15 protein-coding genes, 1 tRNA gene and 1 pseudogene are annotated in these 24798 nt (G+C 40.6%); 9 read left to right on the forward strand and 8 right to left on the reverse strand.

The features are described from left to right. Position 1: 1 nt before the first annotated feature. The 4 genes from AK822_RS07450 to AK822_RS07465 all read right to left on the reverse strand — a co-directional run bounded on the left by AK822_RS07450 (position 2) and on the right by AK822_RS07465 (position 12134). Entirely contained in the window at positions 2-520 is a 519-nt protein-coding gene (locus AK822_RS07450) for a MepB family protein (protein ID WP_087945700.1), read from the reverse strand. Between the two features lie 37 nt (positions 521-557). Beyond that, positions 558-2771: an exodeoxyribonuclease V subunit alpha gene (gene recD / locus AK822_RS07455; protein WP_060491149.1), complete on the reverse strand. Its 2214-nt coding sequence runs from the start codon at positions 2769-2771 to the stop codon at positions 558-560. A 74-nt stretch (positions 2772-2845) separates the two neighbouring features. Further along, positions 2846-7399 (reverse strand): UvrD-helicase domain-containing protein, encoded by a 4554-nt coding sequence (locus AK822_RS07460; protein WP_060491150.1) that lies wholly within the window; start codon positions 7397-7399, stop codon positions 2846-2848. A gap of 241 nt (positions 7400-7640) precedes the next feature. Further along, positions 7641-12134, reverse strand: coding sequence for an exodeoxyribonuclease V subunit gamma (locus tag AK822_RS07465; protein WP_060491151.1), 4494 nt, complete (start codon positions 12132-12134; stop codon positions 7641-7643). Between the two features lie 457 nt (positions 12135-12591). On the opposite strand from AK822_RS07465, the gene AK822_RS07470 reads away from it, so the two are divergent. The 4 genes from AK822_RS07470 to AK822_RS07485 all read left to right on the forward strand — a co-directional run bounded on the left by AK822_RS07470 (position 12592) and on the right by AK822_RS07485 (position 15917). Next, a complete protein-coding gene (locus tag AK822_RS07470; RefSeq protein ID WP_060491152.1) occupies positions 12592-13113 on the forward strand; it encodes a hypothetical protein in 522 nt (173 codons plus the stop codon). A 69-nt stretch (positions 13114-13182) separates the two neighbouring features. Next, positions 13183-13980: a hypothetical protein gene (locus AK822_RS07475; protein WP_060491153.1), complete on the forward strand. Its 798-nt coding sequence runs from the start codon at positions 13183-13185 to the stop codon at positions 13978-13980. A gap of 67 nt (positions 13981-14047) precedes the next feature. After that, positions 14048-14123, forward strand: a tRNA-Arg gene (locus AK822_RS07480). Between the two features lie 108 nt (positions 14124-14231). After that, positions 14232-15917, forward strand: a complete 1686-nt coding sequence (locus AK822_RS07485) for an integrase arm-type DNA-binding domain-containing protein (protein WP_228138982.1) — start codon at positions 14232-14234, stop codon at positions 15915-15917. Between the two features lie 868 nt (positions 15918-16785). On the opposite strand, the pseudogene AK822_RS15265 reads toward AK822_RS07485, so the two are convergent. Further along, positions 16786-17061: pseudogene (locus AK822_RS15265) on the reverse strand (hypothetical protein); the annotation flags it as partial. A 105-nt stretch (positions 17062-17166) separates the two neighbouring features. Here AK822_RS15265 and AK822_RS07490 point away from each other — a divergent pair. The 3 genes from AK822_RS07490 (at position 17167) to AK822_RS07500 (ending at position 18753) form a co-directional block, all read left to right on the forward strand. After that, positions 17167-17751: an O-methyltransferase gene (locus tag AK822_RS07490; protein WP_060491154.1), complete on the forward strand. Its 585-nt coding sequence runs from the start codon at positions 17167-17169 to the stop codon at positions 17749-17751. 58 nt (positions 17752-17809) lie between these two features. Continuing rightward, complete coding sequence (locus tag AK822_RS07495; protein WP_205628040.1) at positions 17810-18313, forward strand: GNAT family N-acetyltransferase; 504 nt, start codon at positions 17810-17812, stop codon at positions 18311-18313. Positions 18314-18438: 125 nt separating this feature from the next. Next, positions 18439-18753 carry a hypothetical protein gene (locus AK822_RS07500; protein WP_060491156.1) on the forward strand — a complete coding sequence of 105 codons (315 nt, stop codon included), beginning with the start codon at positions 18439-18441 and terminating at the stop codon, positions 18751-18753. A 593-nt stretch (positions 18754-19346) separates the two neighbouring features. On the opposite strand, the gene AK822_RS15270 is transcribed toward AK822_RS07500, so the two are convergent. After that, positions 19347-19715 (reverse strand): transposase, encoded by a 369-nt coding sequence (locus AK822_RS15270; protein ID WP_416202325.1) that lies wholly within the window; start codon positions 19713-19715, stop codon positions 19347-19349. A gap of 44 nt (positions 19716-19759) precedes the next feature. After that, the gene (locus AK822_RS07515) at positions 19760-20110 is read right to left on the reverse strand and encodes an IS630 transposase-related protein (RefSeq protein ID WP_060491158.1); all 351 of its coding nucleotides are present in this window, start codon (positions 20108-20110) and stop codon (positions 19760-19762) included. A gap of 983 nt (positions 20111-21093) precedes the next feature. On the opposite strand from AK822_RS07515, the gene AK822_RS07525 reads away from it, so the two are divergent. Further along, positions 21094-21396, forward strand: a complete 303-nt coding sequence (locus AK822_RS07525) for a hypothetical protein (protein WP_087945595.1) — start codon at positions 21094-21096, stop codon at positions 21394-21396. Between the two features lie 476 nt (positions 21397-21872). Here AK822_RS07525 and pdxA read toward each other — a convergent pair whose 3' ends face one another. After that, entirely contained in the window at positions 21873-22964 is a 1092-nt protein-coding gene (gene pdxA, locus AK822_RS07530) for a 4-hydroxythreonine-4-phosphate dehydrogenase PdxA (RefSeq protein WP_087945702.1), read from the reverse strand. A 347-nt stretch (positions 22965-23311) separates the two neighbouring features. On the opposite strand from pdxA, the gene dnaB reads away from it, so the two are divergent. Next, entirely contained in the window at positions 23312-24715 is a 1404-nt protein-coding gene (dnaB, locus tag AK822_RS07535) for a replicative DNA helicase (RefSeq protein WP_055124901.1), read from the forward strand. Positions 24716-24798 lie beyond the last annotated feature (83 nt).

Here is a 24798-nt window from a genome sequence, read left to right on the forward strand (position 1 = left end):
GCTACTCATACAATGCCCGTATTTTTTCTGTAGGCAGTATGTTTGTACCAGTCACCACGAAGAAATAATCGAGTTGCCAATCCTGTGTCTTCTTAGCAGTATTACTGCTTGGCTTATCCCAGCTAGGATACACCCTGATACCCATCTTACCTTTTGTAAAATGAGACTGAAGAATATTATGTCTAAGCAAGACATCTTTTGGAAAAACAAACTGCCCAAATGTATGGTTGTCTTTAAATGCGGTGATTACTAACAAGTCTAGTGACGAATCATATTGAAAAGGTTGATTAATACCTTTGGAATCCTTTTCCCAAAAGGTAACGAACTGCCCTACTTTAGTAGGTGTTTGTTTAGCTACTCTGAATCTGACTGTTTTGACAGTCAGTCTGTTCATTAATTCAAATGTACCAGCAGCATATTCTAGATTTTGTTGTTCTTCTTGAGTTGAAGCAACAATCAATTGGTTGGGTTTATAAATAATTTCATTAATATGCTCTAGCACCGTATCAAAGGTATACAACTCTAGTCCTCTTTTTATATTTCTGAGCATTTTTCTATTAACGCTGAGAAAACTGTAATGCCAAACCTGTATGGCGCTCAGTAGGTGTTTGAACAGCCTTTTCAAAAGCAGATTTTGTACTATATATGGTTACCTGTTTCTTAGCACGGGTCACAGCCGTATAAATAAGCTCTTTGCTTAGCAATCTAGCATGACTATTATCAAAAGTAATGGCAACGTGCTCAAACTCAGATCCTTGCGATTTATGAATGGTCATCGCATATGCGGTGGCAATTACCTCTTCGTTTAGCAGATTGACGGGAATCCCCTGAGTTTTATTCTCGAAAAAAACTTCTAATCGACTTCTTTCATCCGATGTTTGTAAGCAAAAACCAATGTCACCATTAAATAATCCTAGTTCATAGTTATTTTGTAAAACCATCACAGGACGACCATGAAACCATGTGTTTTGGCCCAGTGGTAGCTTTAGTTCAGTTAGGTGCCATTGAGTGAGATAGTTATTAATGTAGTGATCGCCCCATTCACCATTATGACCAGCACTGAGGATTCTAAACTCATTAAATGTCTCCATTAATGATGTAATCGTATTCTTTACTGATTCTGGCATGGATTTTTCTATCGGATCTTTTAGGAGTTTTCTTACTTTATTTATATAATTGATATATTTTAATGATATTTTTGAAATAATTTTTTTATTACTTAGGCTATTTATTGTCTTATTATCTTTAAACTCATTTGTTTGCAGCGTATTTACATATTGAAAAATCAAGGCTTCATCCTGCCTTAACAGCTGCCAGATGGCTTGAGTATCTACCTCTGCCTGATTAATTTGGTAGGCAAGTTTGCCAATACCTGATTCTACGCTAAATCTGCGGCTTTCGGTTAACTCTGCATGAATGGGTTGTAACAGTGGGATATGGCACAAGTCAGCCAATACCGCTCCTGCATCGACTGCTGCCAATTGGTTCGCATCTCCTAGCATTATGAGCCTTGCACCTGGTTTTACCGCACTTACGAGATAATTAGCCAACTCGACCCCGAGCATCGACGCCTCATCAACGATGATAATATCTTCACCGAGTGGATTGTTAGTATCGTAGCGCGGTCTGCCCGTCCGACCAATACCTAACAAGCGATGGATGGTTTTAGCTTCTTGTAACTGTAGATCAATATCTGCTGCATCGAGAGCAGCTTGTAAAGATTCTTGCATGCGCTGGGCAGCCTTACCAGTCGGTGCTGCCAATGCCAGACTGGCACTATCCGTACTGAATCTAATATTTTCAGCCCCGTACCCCCCACTCTCTGTCGCTTGTTGCAGCGCAATGACTAACTGAGCCACGGTATAGGTTTTACCTGTACCTGGACCACCAGTAATAATACTAAACGCGTTGTTATTAGCAACATTAATCGCCTTTACCTGGTGCTCATGAAGATTTTCAGGCATTGCTATCTGTAAAGGACTTACTTGCTGATTTAAAATATTGTTGATATTTTTTGCTAAATTAAACTCGGCTTGCCATGCACGATGTAGCCAAAAAGTTAGTGATACTGCTGAATCTTTTGTGTTTTGACTGTTAACTTGTTTGTAAATAATAGGTTGATTATTTTTGCTTAGGCTATTTTTATTAGTGTTATTACTAATATTATTATTAACATCAGCGAATAAAGTATGTTCATTAAGTGACTGAACGAAAGATTCGAACTCGCTATTTTTCAACAACTGATATAGTGTAGTCACCATATCAAAGCGTTTATCTAATACCTCTTTTTCAGGATTACTAAGTACCAGCTGCGCCCATAACTGAGATTGTTTGCTAAACAGAGTTTCTAACAATACGAATAGCGACCTTTCAGTTATAGAGTCATCTTCTGATTGCGTATTTAGTTTGCTATCTATCAGCGCAAAGATTGGCATTGCTAGCATCTCTAATAACTGTTGCTGCCAAGCATATAGCGTAACTGCCTCATCATTGATTTGACCTTGCAATGCTTCTTCATGCTCAGAGGACTCAATGGTTAATACGGTATGCCCCTCTTCCAAATGAGTCGCTAACATAACGAATAGAGCGGTGAATAAATTACTTTCTTCTGTTTTATCGACTTGCTTGCTATCAGTATTAGCTTTTGCATCCGTTGCCTTATACGCTAAATACGTTTGCTCGCGGCGTAGCAATATATAATCACTGATGTTACTAGCCCAGCTTTGTTGTAGCCCAATTACTGCCTTGCTCTCTTTTTTATTATTACTCATCGTATGCTTGTCTCTATGTTGAAATAGTTAATCGATATCATGTTTTTTAGCATTTAATCATTACTTATAGCCTACTAGTTGGGCATGCCAAACAACGCATCTAGAGCCTTAATGAACTCAATTGGAATATCCCACGTCACTAATCCATAGCGGTCGTTGTGCATTGAGTGGCTATTATCAGCCTCTTTAACATCTTGTGATAGATCATCAGCTATTTGAGAATTGGGATCATACACACCTCGTAAAAAAACATACTCCACAGCGCCTAAATACTTATCTTCATTGCCTGCATAATCATGTATTCTCATTGAAAGGAATCGATGTAACGCTACTTGATAAATCGCTGCTTGTAACCAGTATCCTGCCTTGGACATTGCTTGCTTAAGTGTATCTTCATTATAATCGCTTAGGCTATTTCCTAGAAAGTTGCTTTTATAATCGACAACGTAATACTTGCCTGCATGTTCGTACACTAAGTCAATTTCGCCACGCAAATAACGATACAAATGTGCTTTATTTTGCGGAATAAGAGTGACGTGTTTGTCCATCTCATTAGGAAGATACTGTTGGAAGAGTTTACTGATATCCTGTGCTTTAAAGTTCTCTGACAACCCCATATTGAACTCTAACTCAGAAAATCGCTGACCTGCATTAAGGGAAAATAAAGATTGATTGGAGGCCAATAGCGGCGCATGTAGTACCTCTTCAATCCAATTGATTAATGCCTCATGCTTGGTAGCATCTATTGAAGCAAGATCAAGTGAACTAGTATTAAATGAATCGTCATCGCCTTGCTCTTGCTTCTTCGCTTGTGATCGACGGCCTTGCTGCTCAGCGCTACTATAAACTAGAGGCAGTTGATAGCTGCTGATCGCTCTATCAATAACCTGAGACCACTGCGCTTTATTGTTGAAATCAATTTTTTCAAATATCTCATGCAAGAACGTACCCGCATTAGCACCTTTCACAAAGGTAAAGCGGACATCATCCTCTGATTTGAGGCTTAGTTCACTGTCTTGTTCGAGAGACTCTTTGCTATTAAGTGAATGGAGATCTGAAACTGAAGACTCTGTCATATCGATGTCTATCGCATCATCAATACGCTCATCCATTATCGCCATTGTTTGTGTAGATTCATCGAGCTGACGTGCCAAAGCGGTAAAGCTGGTCTTAGCCCAACCATAAAAATAATTGGTTTTCATAACCTCTGCAAAAGGCGCATACTCAATAGTCTCTGTGGCAGGCTTATGAGCACTTGACTTGGTAAGAGCGAGCTGAACATTGTCATTTACGCCTGCTGATTTAGTATCGTTGCTTGCGTAATTCTTGTCGTAGAACTCATTGACCTTATGCCCTCTGAGCATGCCTATGGTACCTTTGAGTCTATCAGGCAACTCAAATTTCGCTTCTGGTGATTCAAACCAATAAAACACCGGCTTTAACTCAAATCCTGTTTTATTGTTAGGATCTCGCAGCACGACATAAAGCTGCTCACTGGCACGAGTAAATGCCACATAACCAAGCCGTCGCAGCTCATCAAAGTCTTCTTGAGTTTCGATATTGGTGTAATAGTCCTCTGTAGTCGCTGAGCCTTTTAAGGATGAGAAGCGGCGCTGGTTTCCCGTTGATTCACTATCTATCGAATGATGAACTTCTGTTGACTTTCGCACTAGCGCTGAAGGCGCTTGTTGCGCGTTATATAGATACAGCCCATAGTCTTCCTTATTGCCAGACTTCCTACTGGCATCACCCATTCCCAATACATAGACAATAGGGAACTCAAGCCCTTTTGACTTATGAATGGTCATCAGCTGTACGCCAGACTCTGTCGGGAGCGGATATTGCTTAGCCCAATCACTGTTGGGCGCTGCATCTATATGCTGCCTGAACCAAGCCAGTAGCTCATGCTCGCCCATACCTAAGCCATATTGCGCCAAAACATCCATTACATGACGCAAATCCATGATATGACGATCGCCTTCTGGATGAGCCGCTAGCGCTTGCCAAACGCCTTGCGGCTGTATGGGATTTTTATCTAACAAGTAATGCAATGCTGACAAAATACCAAAATGCTGCCATCGTTGTGCGCCTTCTTTTAAATAAGTAATAAAATCTTGATAACTTTTTTTATTATCAGTAGCCTCATTAACTGAGGTATCCTTCGAATTAGAGTTGTGTGAATGGGCGCTTGTGGTACTGCTGCTATCAGTAACTCCTGACTCATGATCCGTCATCATGGCTTTGATGTTTTTAATACTTAAGCCATATAAATGACTGGTCAACACCCGATTAATCATGTCATGACGATACGGATATAGCATGGCACTCAGCAGCGCCGCCACATCTTCTGCCATGATGGTTTCAAAGATACTGACATCACTGGTGGTCAAGGTCGGTACATTAAGCTTAACCAACTCATCCTCAACCCGCTTTAGATCTTTTTTAGTACGTGCCAGCACGCCGATATCACTAGGCTGGATCGGTTTACCTTTCAGCGTCTGACCACTACTAAGCAAAGTCGCAATATGACGCGCCGTGATTTCATGCTCATCGTACTCAAGCTCTTTGTCTTTATCATAAGGTAAGTGTAATACGCTCACTGGCTGGGCAGAGAGCACCTCATTCACTAAAGTTAAAGTAGTGCTGTGAGCGTCTGGTTCATTAAACCAAGACAGCTGATTTTCTGGTTTTGCCGCTTTGATATGCTGGTAATAAATACCTGCGCCTAATTGAGCTAATTTATTCTCACCAGTGGTTACATCAGCCATGCCGAACCAGCAATTCAATGCATTAATCACACCAGCATTTGAACGTCGGTTAATATCGAGCGTCCAAAGCGTGCTTTTATCAAATTGAGCTTTCATGTAGTTATAGTTGGCCACATCGCCACCACGAAACCCATAAATAGCCTGCTTGGGGTCACCAACCAATAATAAAAATTCATGGCTGGCTTTTTTAGTAGCTGACTGTTTATCATTATCAGCAACCTTGCCCTTTTTCTTTGGCAAATAAATGCTTTCAATCATGATGGCTTGCGCGCCATTGATATCTTGTGATTCATCAATCAACGCCACAGGATAGTGGTGACGGATATAACGTGCCAGCTTCTCTCCTTGACGACCCGTTAATGCTTGGTTTAAACGTACCATTTGCAGGCTAAAGGACGTCTCACCTCGCTCTTCCAAAATAATTGGTAGCCTGTCACGTACCGCAAGCACGATATGACGATTAAGATTGGCTAAAACAGTCACTATGTATTCGTCTAGCTTTTTGCTTTCTTCAATATAGCGTTTAAAGTCACGAACGACCTGCAACTCATTAAATATCAGATTAACTCTTTCACCATCTTTTGGTTTATAGAATTGCTTACCTACGTCATCAGTTTTCTGAAAAGCTTGTATTAACTTTCCTGTATAAATTTTTTCGTCTGATATAAATTTGTAAGCGGCTGGACCAAAATCTTTTAATGCTTGAATGATTTTCGGCCAAGAGTCTCTATTATTTTGTAGCTGTCCTTTTGGAACGTCATAGTACTCGCCGTCAGGTTTAAAAAAGATATCAAGCTCATCGCTGCGCCCAATGATAGTATTTATAAGCCGCTCATAGCCCTCAAACGAAAAGTCATTTACTACAATCTCATCAATCGGTGCTGAAATAAAATTAAGCGAGCGAGTCACATATTTTTTATGATCACTCACGGCAGTCAGCTTACCTTGCTGATCCATAAGCGCATACAGTTTAGGCTGCTCATGATACAAGCGACTTTGAAACTGACGCAGCTCATCATGAATAATACTATCGGTCACCTGCTCGATACTGCTCTCTTCGATAATAGCCATACCTTGCTGATGACCTGTCTCGCTACTGTACTCCTTCAGCCATTTTTGCGCCAAGCTATCGAGCGTACCCACAAACAGTTTATCCAACGTCGTTAAAACCAGTGCGGTACGCCTGATAGCTTCCGTCATTGGATAGCTGTACACATGATCTAGCAAATAACCGACGAGATGCAGGTTAATGGGATCTTGCATGATGCCATCTAAACGCACATATTTTGCCTGTGCTACCAGCCAGTCTTCACGGTCTTTTTTTGCTTGCGCACGCTTTGTGGCATCAGCTTGCTTATCAGTAGCAAGGTCTTGGTTTAACTCATCAGCGCCTATCTCAGTATTTAAATCCGTACTTGGTTTTTTGCCCTCTTGTTTATCCTTATCGCTTTCAGGCATCACCTGCAATACATTAGGATACAAAGCCTCCTTATTACTGGTATCAGCACTTAAACTGTTGACCCACTGCAATAATTGATAAAAATCCACCAAACGATCATGAATACGCTGACGCATCTCAGCGGCAGCGGCTCGCGTAAAGGTCGTGGCAATAATTTGCTCTGGCGCACGTCGTGCTTCAATTAGCAGGCGCAATACAATGCCTGTCAGCGTCCAAGTTTTACCAGTACCAGCAGACGCTTCAATCAGGTGCTTGCCCGTTAGGTCAACATCAACTGCTGGTATCACATCAGCCTTACGCTCACTCATAGGATCTGAGTGAGGCGCATCTGAGTGCTCATCGAATAAATGTGGCTGTGTAGAAAGTTCAATGATATTGGTTAGATCAGTCAAGTCTGTCATATGGGCGCATACTTTTAATTATTATTTATTAAATCAAGAGAGCAGAAATCGATTATTCTAAATGACTAGGGCGTGTCTTCATTTCAAAAATGGCGATAAAAATGAGATAAATTGCCGTCAAATAAGAAAAATAGCGTAGATAATATCGGGATATTAACCAGCTATTTGACGATGTTTGGCAATATTTATCCATTTTTAGCCCATTTAGATGACTATTGAGTGAATTGAAGACACGCCCTAATTAGCCATCTAAGTCAATTAACGCAGTAAACATCGGCTCGTACAATGGTCGCGCCAAGGTGGTCAACGCCCCTAACAAAGCTTTAAATGCATCTTGATCACGTAATACGTACTGCCAAATGGCGTGCTGCGAGCAAGTATCATATACTGTGTCTGTATGATAGCCAGACCGTAACCAATCTGAAAAGTCTGCTCGTTTTGGCCAATAACTACTGCCTTCACTTTCTTCAGCTTTTAGGTACTTATCAAGATAATTGAGTGCATATTCAGGCAATAAAGTAATAGGCACTTGCCCAGATAGCTTGGAAAAAATCGCCCATTTTATCAGCTCAATCACAGCGTCTTCATAGACAATAGGGCTTAGTTTAAATGCGATTACTTTGTCATATTTTTTGACTTGCGAGCTAGGCTTATTAAAGCGCCAAATACTCACGCCATCATTTAATGCCGCTTGCTCGGCAGTGGTACGTCTGGCCACTTGCCAATACAAATGTGATAACCAAAACTTGAGTAAATGCCTAGGACTGGCAGAATTGGGCAATATATTTAACCACTGCTTGGGTGATTGCTGAGCATAAGGCATGCCCGCCTGAATAATTGATATGGGTGCTAATATAGGTACTGAGCCTTTGATCTTAATGATTTTCGGCAACAGCTTAAGCAGTGCTTCTATCTCTTTAATATCTGTCTGGCTGTTTGACCCGTTATCAGTGTTATTCAGTATATTTTTTAGCTCTATCTGAACAGGGTACTCGGCGGTTGGCGTTAGTAGCTGCAAATCAGCCCCTGTCGTACCCTCTATCCCATCTTCATGGGGTACAATATTTTCGCCAAAATCATTAGCTATTAACTGCTCTTTAAATTCCAAACATTGCTGTTGCAGTTTTTGTTGTTGATTGGGTAGCGTGGTTTGGCGAGCGACACCAGCTGGCATAATTTTTTGATACATCAGAATCGGAGTAGTGCTTTGGGTCGCTGTATTAATGCCATTCGCCTTAGTCTCATCAGTGACCAACTGTTTAATCAAATGCTCTTTAATTTGATAGGTAGTCAAACTGTCTAAAAACAGCGGCTCTTGCTGCGATAGTGTTTCTTCACCTTGCACCACATGTACCTTTTGAGACCGTAAGAACGCTTTGGCAGGATGGCGCACTTGGTAAGCCAATGCCCCTTCAACATCTATCTCCCCAATATTAAATACGCTATCAGATACAGCTTGGGAGAGCACCTGAGTCATATCACTGATATTGCTAGTATCAACAACAGCCTCTAATGCCAATAGTTCAACCAATGCAGACAAGGTTTGAGTGTTTACTTGACCGAGCTGACCCAAGCCTTGACCAAGTATTTTAGCCATTGCTTCGTACTGTGTCTTTGTGGGCAAGCCAACCAGTTGCACCTGCTCGCTAGCCACTCGCCCTTTCAATGTATCAAACACAGCTTGCCAAAGCGGCGCAGGTGGAAACTGTTTTTTCTGAGCCAGTTTGGTTTTACGCATAGCTGTATTTAATAAAGCATCCAGTTCATCAATCATATCAACAGGGCTTGCATCCTGAGCATTGATATTAACGTTGGCATTAGCACTGTCATCAATATCAGAAGACGCTTGCTCAAAAATATCAGCGCCTTCAATTTCGGTCTCAAACAGACTCTCATGGAAAGGCAACGCAGGATGCTCAGTCACTAACCACTGCTTAATCAATTTAGGCAAATAGCGCTTGAGACTCTCGGTAGTTGGATCAATATCCTTAGGTAATGTCTCAAGCGAGTTCACCTGCCATTGCACCTCGCCTTGTAAGAACTGTAATAGCTCGCTCACTGGGTTGGCTGGCAGGTGCTCATGAGTGTCCGTCAGGCTTTGACCGTTGTAGAACATCCAACAAGCACTACGTGCGCACAGCAGGGCATCTAAAAATGCGCCATTATCATCATCTTCACTGACTCTGTCGCCGCGACGTGAATTAGTCGCTTTCATCAAATCATAGCGGTTATCACGGTCACGCCCAGGGAACTCTGAGAGATCCATGTTGAGCATGACCACCAACTCAAAAGGCACGTTTCTTAAGGCGCCAAACTTACCAAAGGTAATCACCCCAGTCGGCTCAGCACTGACTTGCTGACTTTCAAGCTCGTTTTCGATACTGTCTAACATAAAGCTCAACTTTAGTGGCAACTGCTCCACACCTGCCAGCTTTTGCTCTACTTCTCTGTTGTCGCTATCACCATTAGAGTACTGTCTATAGTGACGATTAGCTCGCAGACTTGATTTAAAGCCATTCATCGCATTGTAAATGGCACGCATGGTACGCGTTTGATCTACATCACCAAAGTAACGATGAATCACTTGCCTCTCAATCTGATCGAGCCAATTTTCCGCTTTCATTTTTTGTGTATGGTCATCGCGTCGTGCGACCAAACCGGTATAAATGCGGCAAAGCGCTTCAACAATCAACGCATCATTTAGGCTGACTTGTGGTAGTGGCAAGGTCATTTCTGGTAAGGCAGTGCTTGGCCATTCATCCTTATCTAAAGGATACAAGCAGTTGCTCAACTCAGCCTCTGGCATGACCAGACCTAGGGTCAATCTATCTAACGCTTGCGCAAAGCTAAAGCGGTAGTCATAGTCATTGCTATCCAAAGTTTGCTTAAGGTGCAGCTCATCAAAACCACGAATAAATCCTGCCTCTACCAACAAGTCACAGCCACGGCTCATCTGCTCATGAGTCAGTCCAAAACTTTCAAACAAAGGTGGCAACATTAGCCAGTCTAAGACTTCAGCCGCCTCAAAACGGGCGCTATGGCTGCCTAATAATTTGTAAAAACCAATAATCGCTTCCCATAATTGCCGAATATCGGCATCGACAACACCAGTGACTTTAGCAGGCAAGGTCAAACCGTCTTGACCTTTACCATTGACGAAAATAGAGCTAATCAGTGCATGATGACGCTCAACATCAGGTAGCAGCACAACAATGTCAGAGATATGGCGCTTCTTCTCACCAGGCTTGATAGGTTCATTCAGCCAACGACCAATCATGATACGCAGCACTTCAAGTTGACGCTGCAAACTATGACACGAATGAATGCTTAGGCTATTATCTTGAGAAGAGATTGCCCAAAAACGGTCTTTCTCAAAGCGCTTCTTCTCCAACGCCTCATCGTCATACCAAGCCGTTGCTTGCTTATCCTCATCAAGGCTTGGCGCTATCTGCTGACTCACTGCTTGCGAGACTGTAGCAGCTGTTGCTTGCTGGGTCGATTGCTCATCAAGCATCAACACATCGTTCTGCAAACGTCGTAATAAACTTGGGCTATGTTGTGCATCTTGAGCACTGAAATCATCATAAATACTCTCATCTGCACCACTATCAAAATTATCTTGCCATTCAACCAGTGCATCGTCGTATTGCTCATTACCCGATAAATTAGCTAGCATGGCAAACGCATCACGCGATTGCTTACCCAAACGCGACAGTAAACTGTGACCATAATCACGTAAAAAGACACTTTCAGGGTTAATAATCTGCTGACGTTGTAACCACGATTTATCGACGATATCCGCCCAAAACAGCTTTGATGGATTGTAATGCAATAGCGTGATATTCATGTATTGCGACAAGCGCTGTAGAAAGTCCAGCTCGGTCTGTGGCAGTTGCTGGATGGTAAATATACGCAGTACTTTGGGCAACTGATCGCGCTCATTCGCCTTGTTACCTTTTAAAGCCGACCAGAACGCACGCTCCAGTGCCACACGGTGTAGATGAACATCAGCAAACAAATGCGACCACAAGAATCTTTGGGCGATTTCTAACTCAATATAATGCTCGACCAACCACTCAGGCGTGCCGCGCGCATATTTATCAAAGCGCAGGGATAAGGCGTCTTTATCTTCTATCAACTCACTTACGTTCAACGGCTTATTTTGCGACCATAATGCCAACCAATCCTCACGGTGAGTCAAATAGCGGTTAAACACTCTTGCCAAATCGCTTGCTAATTGCCAAATACGGGCGTCTTGTTGTGACTTGTCCTTTATAATGTCCTGTCGCACATTGTCTTGATGAGTATCTGCCTGCGGCTCATCAATCAAAGATGCTAGTAATGGATTAACCGGATGTTTTTCATCTGCAACAATCGCCTCTTGATAGTAGGTCAAATACCCAAACAAGCGCCATTGCATCACTGTGGGCGATAACACCGCCACTTCTGGCACATTTAGGGTTGCCGCTTCGGAGTCATTCTCTAACAAATACGCGTTATGGCGGGTTAACACATCCTGCATGAGCGTCCACTGATACTGACCCCAAAACTTAGTACGCACCAAAGTACTAATACCAGCACGACTGGCAATGGTTTTGTCCAACCAATCGCCCAATACCATTGAGGGCACAATAACAATAAAAGGCTCAAAAACAGGCTGATCCTTAGACTGATATTGCACAAGCAGTTGATCAACAAGGTTTTCGGTGCGGTGCGATTGAATAATGGTAAACATAGAGGATAGTCTGATTGAAGTTATAATATGAGTGATAGTGTGATGTAGACGGTCGTGAATGCCTGAAATGGAATAGCATTTGCGTTAACTTTCTAATGCATATTGATGGCTGCTAAGGAATACCACGAAGGATACTCACCAATCTATGTTTCGCGGTCGTTACTACAATGTATTTCTGCTAGCATGGCTGTCATAAACACGATGCAAATGACAACAACGATTAACTATCATTGCATCATCAGTGATTATTTATAACAATCATAAAATAGGCTGCTGATTAGTGTGCCATCGATAGCTATCGTTTACTAGTATATGTACCACTATTATAATATCTTACGACAGATAGTGTCGCATTGATAAGTCTCATATTTATGAATAGAGAAGTCAATGCTGCTGTCAGATCAATTGCTGTAATTTTTATATCCATAACCCTTTTTTAACGGAATAATTTAATACTATGCCCTTGCGTCCCATTGATGCCATTTTCGTTCATCCTAAACGACGTTTATATGTTGTATACTATCGCGGTGAATTGTGGCAATTGCCACGTATGAAAATTGACGACAGATCGTGGCAAAACAGACAGCCCTATACTGATGATAGTCGCTCGCTTTATTTGAGCATCCATCAAGCCATTAACGACCCTATACTTGCACAAAAACTGCGAACATTGAATCTGCCTGTCGCGGTGCGTGGGAGCACGTTGCCACGCTTTGAAGCATGGTGGGAAGCCCATGGTTTTGAATGGCTTAAAGACAAGCTTACGATGGGCGAATCGCCATTGGCTGCACACCAAATAAAAGCCATTGACAATGATATTGCTTCCCCCTCAAACGATCAACCTGTGCTATCCAATCAAAATAGTACAATTGGTCATAAGAATAATAGCGAGAAAAAACTTTTATCTGATTCAGAAACCGATGTTTTTGCAGATATGCTTGCGGACTTAGCAGATGAAGTGTTACACCAACAGCTTTAAAAATAATACGTCACACACCGCATTTTACGTAAACTTGACACAAACCCATTAAGAGAAGAGCAGTAACATATGAGAGACTACAAGCTGCTACTGGCTGGGCTAATTTTACTGCTGCTGATAATCTTTATTGCAATCTTTACGTGGTTATGGAGCAGTAACCGTAAAAATATAGACCCCCTACCGATCATGGCAAATGCAAATGAGCCGTCAGCCACCACTCAAGACGAGGTAAATACCCTCACCGACAGTACGCTATATATAAAGGCTGAAGAGGATTTACAAGCACCCTTGGACGATATCATCGTTAATTTCGAATCTCGTTATCCTCATGTGCAGGTTGTGCCAAGTTATGTACCTGCCAGCGACCTCTTAACATTATCAAACGCCAATCCTAGCCATGATAAACGCTCAGAATTAGGCGCTGATATAGACATGATCATCGCTAACGACAGTCTATCTGCAGACCGTCTCACACCGTTACAAGCAGAGCTAAAAACGGCTCAAGATAAAATAAACCAAGACAAAGAAAATATCAGCAATACTGATGATAAAAAAGTAAATACTGCTGAGACTGTTGCCATTGAGACTGACAATGCAGAGGCACGTACCCTAAATTCTTTCAGCTATGCATTGAGAGACAAGCAAGCGCTTGAAGGGGTTATCTTGACAGAGAATACTGCTGCTACTAACTTCCGTAATTTTTTACTTTCGAGTACGGGACAAGATATATTAGAAAAGTACGATTATTATAATATCGAAGGTTATAAAAATAGTGTAAATGACTTGTTTAATCCAACATCACGTGCACAAAAAGCAGCAAATGCCAACACTGTGAATGTCGCTGACGCCTTGAGTAATGGTAAGTAATGATAAAATCTTTATATTTTGTTGATTGCTTTTATGAGCGATTTTTCCTACAATGTTATTCCAAAATGCGCCTATAGCTCAACAGGATAGAGCAGTTGCCTCCTAAGCGATCGATCGGGGTTCGAGTCCCTGTAGGCGCACCAACAAATATGTTTTTAGTTTACTTTAAAGCCCCTTAGCCCTTTGGTTATGGGGTTTTTTCTTGCTTAGACGTTTTTAGCTGTCTTTAGTTGTCTTTATCTCTACGTTAAATGACGGTATTCGCCGATACCGTCAAAATAGCTAAAATCATCAAGCCGCTAACAGATTCGCAGGTAAAACAAGCTAAACCACAAGACAAGCCTTATAAGCTAGCTGACGGTGGTCGCCTTTATTTGTATGTCAGTAAGTTGGGCACCAAGTCATGGCGTATGGATTATGTCCGGCCCATAGGTAAAAAAAGAGCCACTATCACATTGGGCCTTTATCCTGACGTTTCACTAGCCCAAGCCCGTGAGCAGCGCAAACATATACGGATCATGTTAGCTGAAGACGTTGATCCACAGCAGCAGAAAATTGATGATGAACGCGAGCAAGAGCTGCTATCCAATAATACATTTGCAGCGATAGCAGATGACTACATGAGTCGTAAGCGTAACGTAAGCCCTGCTACTATCATAAATAACAATAGACAGCTTAAACGACTGAATAAGTACATTGGTGATATGCCAATCACTGACATTAAGCCAATCGATGTGCTAAATGCCTGTAGGACGGCTGAAGCACAAGGTTACTATGAGACAGCGATTAAGATGCGAACCATTGCAAGCCAAGTTTTTAGGTATGGCGTACAGACGGCAGTGTGCGATCGTGATGTTACTCAGGATTTAAAAGGCGCTTTAAAGGAACCGCCAACTAAGCTCTACTCCGCTATTATTGATCCGGTTGAATTTGGTCACATGCTACGCTCTATTGATGATTACCAAGGCTCTTTTGAAGTTAAATGCGCTCTAAGATTAATGCCAATGTTGTTTGTTAGAGCTGGCGAGATGAGGTATGCTAAATGGTCCGAGTTTGACCTAGAAAAAAAGACTTGGACTTTCACGCCCCGCAAGACAAAACGCAAGACAGGCGTGTCACTTATTGTACCCTTGCCAGAGCAGGCAATAAATATCCTAAATGAGCTTGCTGACCATAAGAGAAGTGAGTTCGTATTCCCAGCCATTCACACCACCGTCCAACCAATGTCTGAAAACACAATGAACCAAGCGCTGAAGCGCCTTGGTATTACTGGTGACACCCAGACTATTCATGGGTTCCGCGCATCTGCTCGAACTATGATTTCCGAACAATTGAAATATGATGATAAGTTCATCGAATTACAGCTTGGTCATCGTGTACCTGATATGCATGGCCGCGCATATAACCGCGCTCAATTTTTAGATGAGCGTAAAAAGATGATGCAAGAATTCGAGGAGTTTATTAAAGGTAACTTTTCTATGATTGTTGACACAAGCAGTAGTGATTTTTTAAGTTTTAATCACTACATGATCAATGATGTAGTTTCTAGTCTTATTTTAGAGTATAACAAACAGTATATAATCCACTGCCCTATAACTTATGGGCAGAACAGAGACGAAACTATTTCTTGCTTACTTAGAATTATTGAAGATTATCCGAACACACCTATCATAATTTGGGAAAATGAATTTTTTGGTAAAAATCAAAACAGCTTCATTAATGCATCAATATTTAACAACCCAAATCATATTATTGGCGCCATTAAACTGGAAGGTTTATACGATAATATAGAAAAACAGGCTTTTTCCAAGATGCTAAAAAAGTATATGACATTTAATGAGATACATAAACATAATGCCTTCAATTCTGTAGAGAAAGAGATTTTAGAGCGTATTAAACGTCGTATTTGGAGACAGCTAGATTCCATTTTCAATTAAAATATTCAATTAAAACATGAGTTTTTTAATGTTACTGAATTAATTGAAGGTCCGTTATAATCATGGATAATGCAAGCTTCTACAATCATGTTCATGAGCTACTAACTTTATGAAAATAATTATAAAGACATTAGCATCACACGTATGTGTAAAATTTTAGATATTAAATCATAAAGCTATTATAGCTAGATAAGTCCGTTTTTTTCTATTTGATTGTGTCTCAGGTTTGGGATGATTACCGACAAAACTTAGGGCTAATGGTATATTTCGATAGATATGATCAGAATATCATAAAACAAATAGACAGTATAAGTTTAAAGAAACAAGGGCACGACATGATAACTGCTTTGACATTGGATCCATAGAGAGTTTCTAGAATATATTAAAAGAAGTTTCTAACCGCAATCGATATTATCAAATGTATTGAGTTGTACTATAATCAGGCTATTACTCAAACGGGCTGGGACTATAGACTGTAAAGATAAATGCAATCTAACATTCATCATCACGTTGCGTAATTAGAACCACTCAAAATTAGTTGTACAGATATAACTTCAGGGTCAGTTATAACTTAAATGCACATATTTTAAAAAACTCGCATTTTTGTGGGAGATTCGATTGGTATTAAGCTTTAAGATAATTCCTGTAATCATCAAGAATTGATATATAGGTAGCTATCTGAAACCAACATATTAATTGGGTGGTATTCTAAAAAGTATGCTGGCGATAAAAGTCAATAAGAAATCTATACTAAATTCTCTGATTCTACAGGGTTTTCAAAGCTTCAAAAATTGTTAAAATTTTAATCAGCATACTTTTTGATACACCACCCTTATTTTAATTAACGGCTAATCATATTAGCAAAACGCTAAAGTAAGGGTTTATTAGGGCATATACTATCATTCATCTTACAATGAATGACAGTACACGCTAGATAGAGCATTGACTTAAAATTACGCGCCAACTTCTCGTAGCGAGTAGCGATGCTACGAAAATGCTTGAGTCTCGAAAACATATTCTCAACAAGATGATGCAGCTTTTACAAATAGCTAGCAAGCTCTGGATTAGGCTGTTTGTTATTCTTTCTTTTAGGAACGACAGAGATCATATCGTGGCTTGGAGCTTTAGCTCTGACAGCCTCTGAGACGATGATAAAGATCTAATGGCAGACTTAGTAAAAGGACTTGGTGGTAAGGTTGAGACTAAAACGGATTCTGAACTGTTTTAATAATTAAGGAGTTTTACTTAAATGAAGGACATAGATATTGAAAGTTTTTTAAATGAACTGTATATGAAAGGTCAGATTAACGACTCAAAATCTATCAACAAAATTGATAAGTACCTCAATATAACGCCAGATACAGGTAAGTTCCTAGGTCTGCTAGCTCAAATCACGTCAGCAGAAAGAATATTAGAAGTAGGTACTTCAAATGGGTATTCTGCTGCTTGGTTAGCATTATGTACTGACGAAGCCGTTCAAATCACCACAATAGAAAACGATTCTAAGAAGATTAGCGCTGCAAGAGAGAATTTCTTAAGCACAGGTCTAGTGGATAAGATTAGAATTATTGAGGGTGACGCTCCTATGATTTTATCAGAAATGACTGAAAGCTTTGACTTGGTTTTTGTTGACATGGATCGAAAATTGTATTTAGACATCTTGGAGGATGTAATACGGTTAACTAGTACAAAAGGCGTCATTGTGTTTGATAATGCAGTCTCTCATAAGGAGGAAATGACAGACGTTTTTAATTATTTCAATGGTAATTCACAATTTTACACCTACTTAGCTCCCATTGGTAAGGGTGAGTTCGTGGTGCTAAAAAAATGGTAGGTCGCTGCCAAAGTCGACATGTACATCAAACAATGATTCGTATTTAAGGATAAGGATAATGAAAATCGAAATACGTCATGCTGAGCCAGAAGATGCAGAGGCATTGCAAGCCATTTATACCGATGAGGCCTTATATGCTAATACTTTGCAATTGCCTATGCCGTCAAAGACCCTATGGCGCACGCGACTAGCGGACATACCTGACAGTATGTATGTATTAGTGGCTGAAATTGAGGGCGATGTGGTGGGGAATCTGGGGCTTGAGATCATGATATCAAAACGTCGGCGTCATGTAGCAAGCTTTGGAGTCAGCGTAAAATCTGCGTCACAAGGTAAGGGTGTGGGGCGAGCGCTTATAACCGCTGCGCTGGATTTAGCCGATAATTGGCTGGATATAAGGCGTATTGAGATTACTACTTACACTGATAATATCGGAGGCATTGGTTTATATAAAAGCTTGGGCTTTGTGATAGAAGGTGAAATGGTGGATTATGCTTATCGCAACGGCGAGTATGTCAATGCCTATCAGATGGCAAGAATTCGAAAAGCTAAAAATGGATGATGCTGTGTATACCGCTGATAATCTATTGAATTTCCTGACCAGACAGACGGATAAGGATTTAATGGCAGGTTTGGTAAAGGGACTTAAAGCAATTGAGAGTTAAGTAGCCAAAAAAAAGGATGGTCATGTTTAAGTTTCTAGAGCATAAGAAGAATGATACATGGGTTGATAACATATTAGTAATAGTGATACGCCTTACAATTACAGGATTTATAGTAATGTTAGGGTTTTTCTTGGCATTTGTTGCAACGATGGGTCCACCTATTGCACCTCATATTTGGAATGGGGGTCTGGATGGCGGTATTAGAATAAGCACTATTGTTATCGGTTTAGGCTCATGTGCTGCTATATTGCTTTGGTTCTTTTGGACAATATGTTGTGATATTTATCGCTTTATTATTCGTACATCCCTGCCCGACTCTGATACTGAAACTAAATAGAGCAAGTAAGGTTTATAGCTACCTGTTACTAATAAACACCACAGAAAGAGATTTAGATGCCAAGTTTTATAGTTTTAGACAATGAAATTGTTAATCTATCGGAAGTTAGACGGATAACTGCGGATAAAAAGCGACTTACAATCACATTTCATTTAGGATTTTGGAATGGTAACGCATTCAAACGATGTACTGACAGCCAACATTTTGAAGCGGTTTTTAAGGACATAGTAAGTAAGTTAGAAGCCGAGCGTGTTTAAATTAATACTTAGAGCGTTCATTTTTAAGTAGTGAGTTGTCCAGTCACCAATAATGACTGATAAATGAGCATAGAGAATACAAAAAAATACCAATACAGATATTTGGGTTTGACTGAGTCAGTATATTTATAAAATAAAAAACTGAAAATATTCAAAATAAGTAATATACCTAAAAAAATAAGCGGTAGGTATTAGTTCTTCCATAATATCAAGGGTATCCAACAGTTTTTTATGGCTTACTAATTATAATTCAATTAACCAAATATGCTATAGTTAAGTCTTTATAAAATCGATACAGCCCATATCATAAAAGATTTTATGTAGATTATTCTCCATCTACTCTTGGCGTAGAGACTTAGCTTGTGCCCATTTTTTCTCGATAGGGTTCAGATCAGGGCTGTACGGCAGCAGCCAAAGAATACAATGACCATGCCTGTTAAGGAGTTTTTGGATACCCCTGCTTTTATGAAACCGAGCATTATCCATGACAATCATGCATTTATTTTTGAGACTGGGAATTAAGGTGTGTTTGCACCAGTAGTAGAATATGGTGCTGTTTATGTTCTGCTCAAAGCAATCAAGCGTAAACAGCATCCTTTTATACAGAGCACCGATAACATTAGTATGCTTTTTTGCTTGCCAGTTATAGCTATCGGTACAGGGTACCATGAGAACGAATAGTTCCAGCCTCAAAGCCGCTTTCATCCATATAGACAATGGGATAGCCTTGCTGCGTAAAGCTATTGAACTTACTCTGGTAAGCTACTTTCTTTATCGGACAGGCTTTTGGGTGTTCCAAGGTCTTTTTTTTGACTGATGCCAAGGCGCTTTAGAGCATTAAAAATTCCTGTCTTGCTACAGCTCAAGCGGCGGGCTCTTTCATAGTTATAATCATCGGGATATCTTTTTACGTCTTCAATCAAGGCGTCATCAGGTATTTTAGTTGGTGCTTTATTTCTAGTTATTTTAGGGACTAAATTCTGCTGCCAGCTGTGAATGGTGCTGGTACTAAGTCCATAAAATAGGGCAGCTTCTCGGATGGTCATGCCATCAGCGATGCTAGAAAGCACCTGCTTGCGATAGTCGATTGAATAAGTCATCGTTTATTTCATTAAATGCGATTGTTAATAGGATTGTATCGGTTTTATTTGGATTAGACTATATAGAGTATGACAGCAATAAGTAAAAGGGACGATATATCATCACCCAGTATTATCCATTTATGCCAGGTTTTACCCTTGTTGTTATTATGCATAATAGAGCTACTGTTGTAATGACTTATAAAGTCATCGTCACTTATAGAGTATCTTTTTTTCGATAAGGGTATTTTTTGATCTAGATCTGTAGGTATGACAACTTGCTTCAACGCTGCTAAAAATATTCCTAGCCATATTAAGATGTTCTGTATATCTCTATCTATCAAAGAGTGTATGAAAAAACCAAAACTTAGGATTAAAGCCACAATAAAAAGCTTGCGGTAACTTCCTTTTGGGTGATCTAGGACAAATTTCCGCATCAAAAATCCTAATAAATGAACGTATGTTTATCTAAAAAGTTGAATAGTAATGTGAGTGATAACCATTGTCAACAAAGATATTCATAGCATACTGGAGATACGGTACCCTAGTGAGGACTTGAATCTTCGGCTGTGGGCTAATGGCATCAACGTTTTAACTCGCTGAAATAGTCATAGTGTACTTACCATACATATTCTATTCGTGATCGGTGCGCTATACAGGCATCGCACTACTTGTTTTAGATATGAATTTAATAACTATAAAATCGACAGCATGGCTCAAGGCTATGCTTTTCCAAAAAAGTTGGTATTGATAGAGTTTTATACCCCTTAGTGAGCGTTACCAGTACTAGCCAGAATACAAGAACATCATACTTCTAAAGAAGATTAGAGCAGTTAGTAACAGTTGTAACCTTTCGTCAAGTTTCATAAAGCTTCGCAAAGCCATAATCCTTTATCATTTCCTTTATCGACAGAGTAAGGCTACATCAAGACATTTTGTCTGATGGTAAGCGATACATCTTAATTAATAATTGATGCTTGATAAGCATTTGGAAGGAAATGATAATGAAAAAAATAATGATGAGTTCTATTCTAGCTGCTACTGCTTGTTTTGCGATGATTGGTCAAGCAAGTGCCGCACCTGCACCGCATTTTGTAAAACAGAAAGCCCCTCAGAAAGTGGTCGTTAAGAAAGCCCCTCAGAAAGTGGTCGTTAAGAAAGCTCCTCAGAAAGTGGTCGTTAAGAAAGCTCCTCAGAAAGTGGTCGTTAAGAAAGCTCCTCAGAAAGTGGTCGTTAAGAAAGCTCCTCAGAAAGTGGTCGTTAAGAAAGCTCCTCAGAAAGTGGTGTATGTTCAAAACCGCCGTTAGTTGACGTAATTTTAATCGTGTTATCTGATAAAAAACAGCTCCTAATTAGGAGCTGTTTTTTGTATCGCAGGTTATGCTAATAGGAAAGTTATCATTAAATCTCTAGGTTCGGTGCTTGTGTTTGTCTTATGTCCTGATCTACTCGTTTGTGTTATTTGTACAGAAAAAACCTTGAAGAACAAGACTGCTATTATCGAAAAAATAAGCTCAGAATACCTGCTTTGCATCTAGTACGGATAGTTCAATGCCTAAGCTTCTTAAAAAATAGGTATCATTCTCAGTATAGTAATCATTATTGGTGGCACACTTACTTTTGTAATGACATGGAAAAGCATACCCCAGCGGAACCAGCTATTTCACCCTTCAAACCTATTAATAGACCACTTATATTAGACCCTGTTTGATAACTCATAAATAGCCATCATTCACACCAAAGTTAGCCAATACTGCGTGCTAAATGTCGCTAAGACACCGACTTATGCAAGCGGTCTATTAATAAGCGATTTATCCGCCATCTCATTAGCCATCAGTAGTGCTTGGTATAAGCTAGTCGCACTTGCGCCGCCGCGTCCCGCTAAATCAAGCGCAGTCCCATGATCAACCGAGGTACGGATATACGGCAGTCCTAAGGTAAGATTGACCGTATCACCAAAACCATGTGACTTCAGCACCGGCAACCCTTGGTCATGATACATCGCAATCACCGCATCACAGTTGGCTAGATGTCTGGGTGTAAATAAGGTATCCGCTGGCATCGCCTCTGATATGTCTACGCCTGCTTTGATAAATTCTTGCAAGACGGGATTGATAATCTCAATTTCCTCGACGCCTAAATACCCACCCTCGCCTGCATGTGGATTGAGACCACAGACTAAAATACGTGGCTGCGTTAAGCCAAATTTTGCTTTCATCTCATCAACGACAATTTGTACGGTCTGGCGTACATTGTCAGACGTGATTGCAGCAGGGATATCTTTTAGCGGTAAATGAGTGGTAACAAGCGCGACTTTCATGGCTTGATTGGCGAGCATCATAACCACTTTATCACAGCCACTTTGCTGCATAAAAAACTCTGTATGACCACTAAACATCGTGCCATCTAATAGCTTAATACCAGCTTCTATCAATGCAGACTTTTGCAATGGTCCAGTGACGATAGCCGCCACTATTTTGTTGGTTGCCAACTGATGGGCAACGTCTAACTGCTTAGCAACCATTGCTGAATTGTGCGTGTTAATTTGTCCGCAAACGACTGGCGCAGCACAAGATATATTAAGCAGAATAAAAGAACTATCCACGTCAGTATCTGGCTGCGACATCTGCTCTACAACGTTAAGATTAAAGTCATCGGCATCGATATCAATAGTTTGCCAGATGGGAAGGTTTTTCAATACATCAGCTGCAACCAACTCATCTGCGCGCTTTGTCATAGCGGTGCTATCAGCGGTGACCCAAATTGGGCGTTCAAAATCTTGCAATTTACCCTCAGCCGCTAATAGCAGCACGATATCCATCCCAATACCAGCAGGCTCACCAGTTGTGATTAATAATGGCAATTTTTTTTGTATATCTTGCATCGTAACTACGCCTTTATATTTATATTGAGTCGTGAATTTTATTGTATTTTTTATGGGAAAAATAAGTACTGACACTTATATTGTATAGATGATTTTTTACTTATTACAACCGTCATCTAGAATAGATAGTTGTCTATCGGTGCCGAAAAAAGCCTATTATGTGTTAAACTTTCGCTTTTGATTATAGCATTTACCAGTCAACACCGAGATCAGGTTTTGGTACTTCAATTATAGTGACATGTGGCGTTTTATTTGCTGTATCAGCACCCAATGAAACCCTGATATCACATACCCATTTATACCCTCTTTTATATCGACTTTTGACACATTAGGCAATCATGGCAGACAACGAAAAAACCGACGACTTACTCAATCAGACACCGCCGCACAATATCGACATTGAAAAGGCATTGCTCGCGTCCTTAATGAGTATCGAAGAGGCGTACGACAAGATTGCTGATATCGTTACCAAAGATGATTTTTATGCAGGGCGACATCAGTATATTTTTGATGCTATTGCTCATTTAGCGGCAGTCAACGAACCCTATGATACGGTCATGGTACACGACTGGCTAGAAGCACAAAAACTCCTTAAAAGTGCAGGCGGCGATAGCTACTTGGCAGATATTTTGAGCCAAAGCCCTGCGACCTTGTTTAACCTGACCGCCTATGCTCAGCGCGTCCGTGAACTATCTACTCTACGCCAACTGATTACGACTGGCAATGAGATGCTCACACTCGCCTATAATCCTAAAGACCAGACCGTCAGTGATATTTTAGACAGTGTTGAGGGTAAGATATTTAGCATCAATGAGCAGCACAATAAACGCGCTGAACAGCGTGGACCTGTAGGCATTACGGCTGTTTTGACCAACGTTATTGATAAGATTCAAGAGCTAAAATCCAACCCCGATGGCATGATTGGTTTGCAGACGCCGTTTGCTGAGTTGAATAATAAAACCCAAGGCTTGCAGGCAGGTGACTTAATCATCGTGGCTGCGCGCCCTTCTATGGGTAAAACCACCTTTGCCATGAACTTGGCAGAAGGTATTTTATTTAACGAAGATCTGCCTGTTGTGGTGTTTTCGATGGAGATGCCTGCTGAGTCTATCGTCATGCGTTTGCTGTCCTCATGGGGCGCGATTAATCAGACGCATCTGCGTTCTGGGCAAATGAATGAAGATGAATGGGCAAAAATGATGAACGCCATTCAGCACTTGCAATCCAAGCATCTCTATATTGATGATAGTACTGCTTTGCCACCCTCTGAGATGCGTTCACGCTGCCGCCGTATCGCCAAAAACCATGATGGCAAGCTTGGCGCCATCGTTGTCGATTATCTGCAGTTGATGAAAGTGCCAAACCTAGATGGCAACCGTGTTGGGGAAATCTCTGAGATTTCTCGTAGTTTAAAAGCCTTAGCACGTGAGCTTGAATGCCCTGTTATCGCTTTGTCGCAGCTTAACCGTAGTCTAGAAAACCGCCCTAACAAGCGCCCTATCATGTCGGATTTGCGGGAATCGGGTGCGATTGAGCAGGATGCCGATTTGATTATGTTCATCTATCGTGATGAGGTTTATAATGAGAATACAGACCACAAAGGCGTGGCTGAAATCATTATTGGTAAGCAGCGTAACGGCCCTATCGGCACCATACGTTTGGGTTTTGAAGGGCAATTTACCCGCTTTATTAACCTAACACCAGAATACTATCAAAATGTCAGTTTCGAGAACGACGAATGATCAATCTTATAAAACTTAAGCCTAATAAAAATCAGCCCGATAAAGACTAAAGCTTAATCGTAAGCGAATAAATAGTTTTTAAT

Origin of the sequence: Psychrobacter sp. P11F6, assembly GCF_001435295.1 — a bacterium.
In the GTDB taxonomy this organism is placed as follows: Bacteria; Pseudomonadota; Gammaproteobacteria; order Pseudomonadales; family Moraxellaceae; genus Psychrobacter.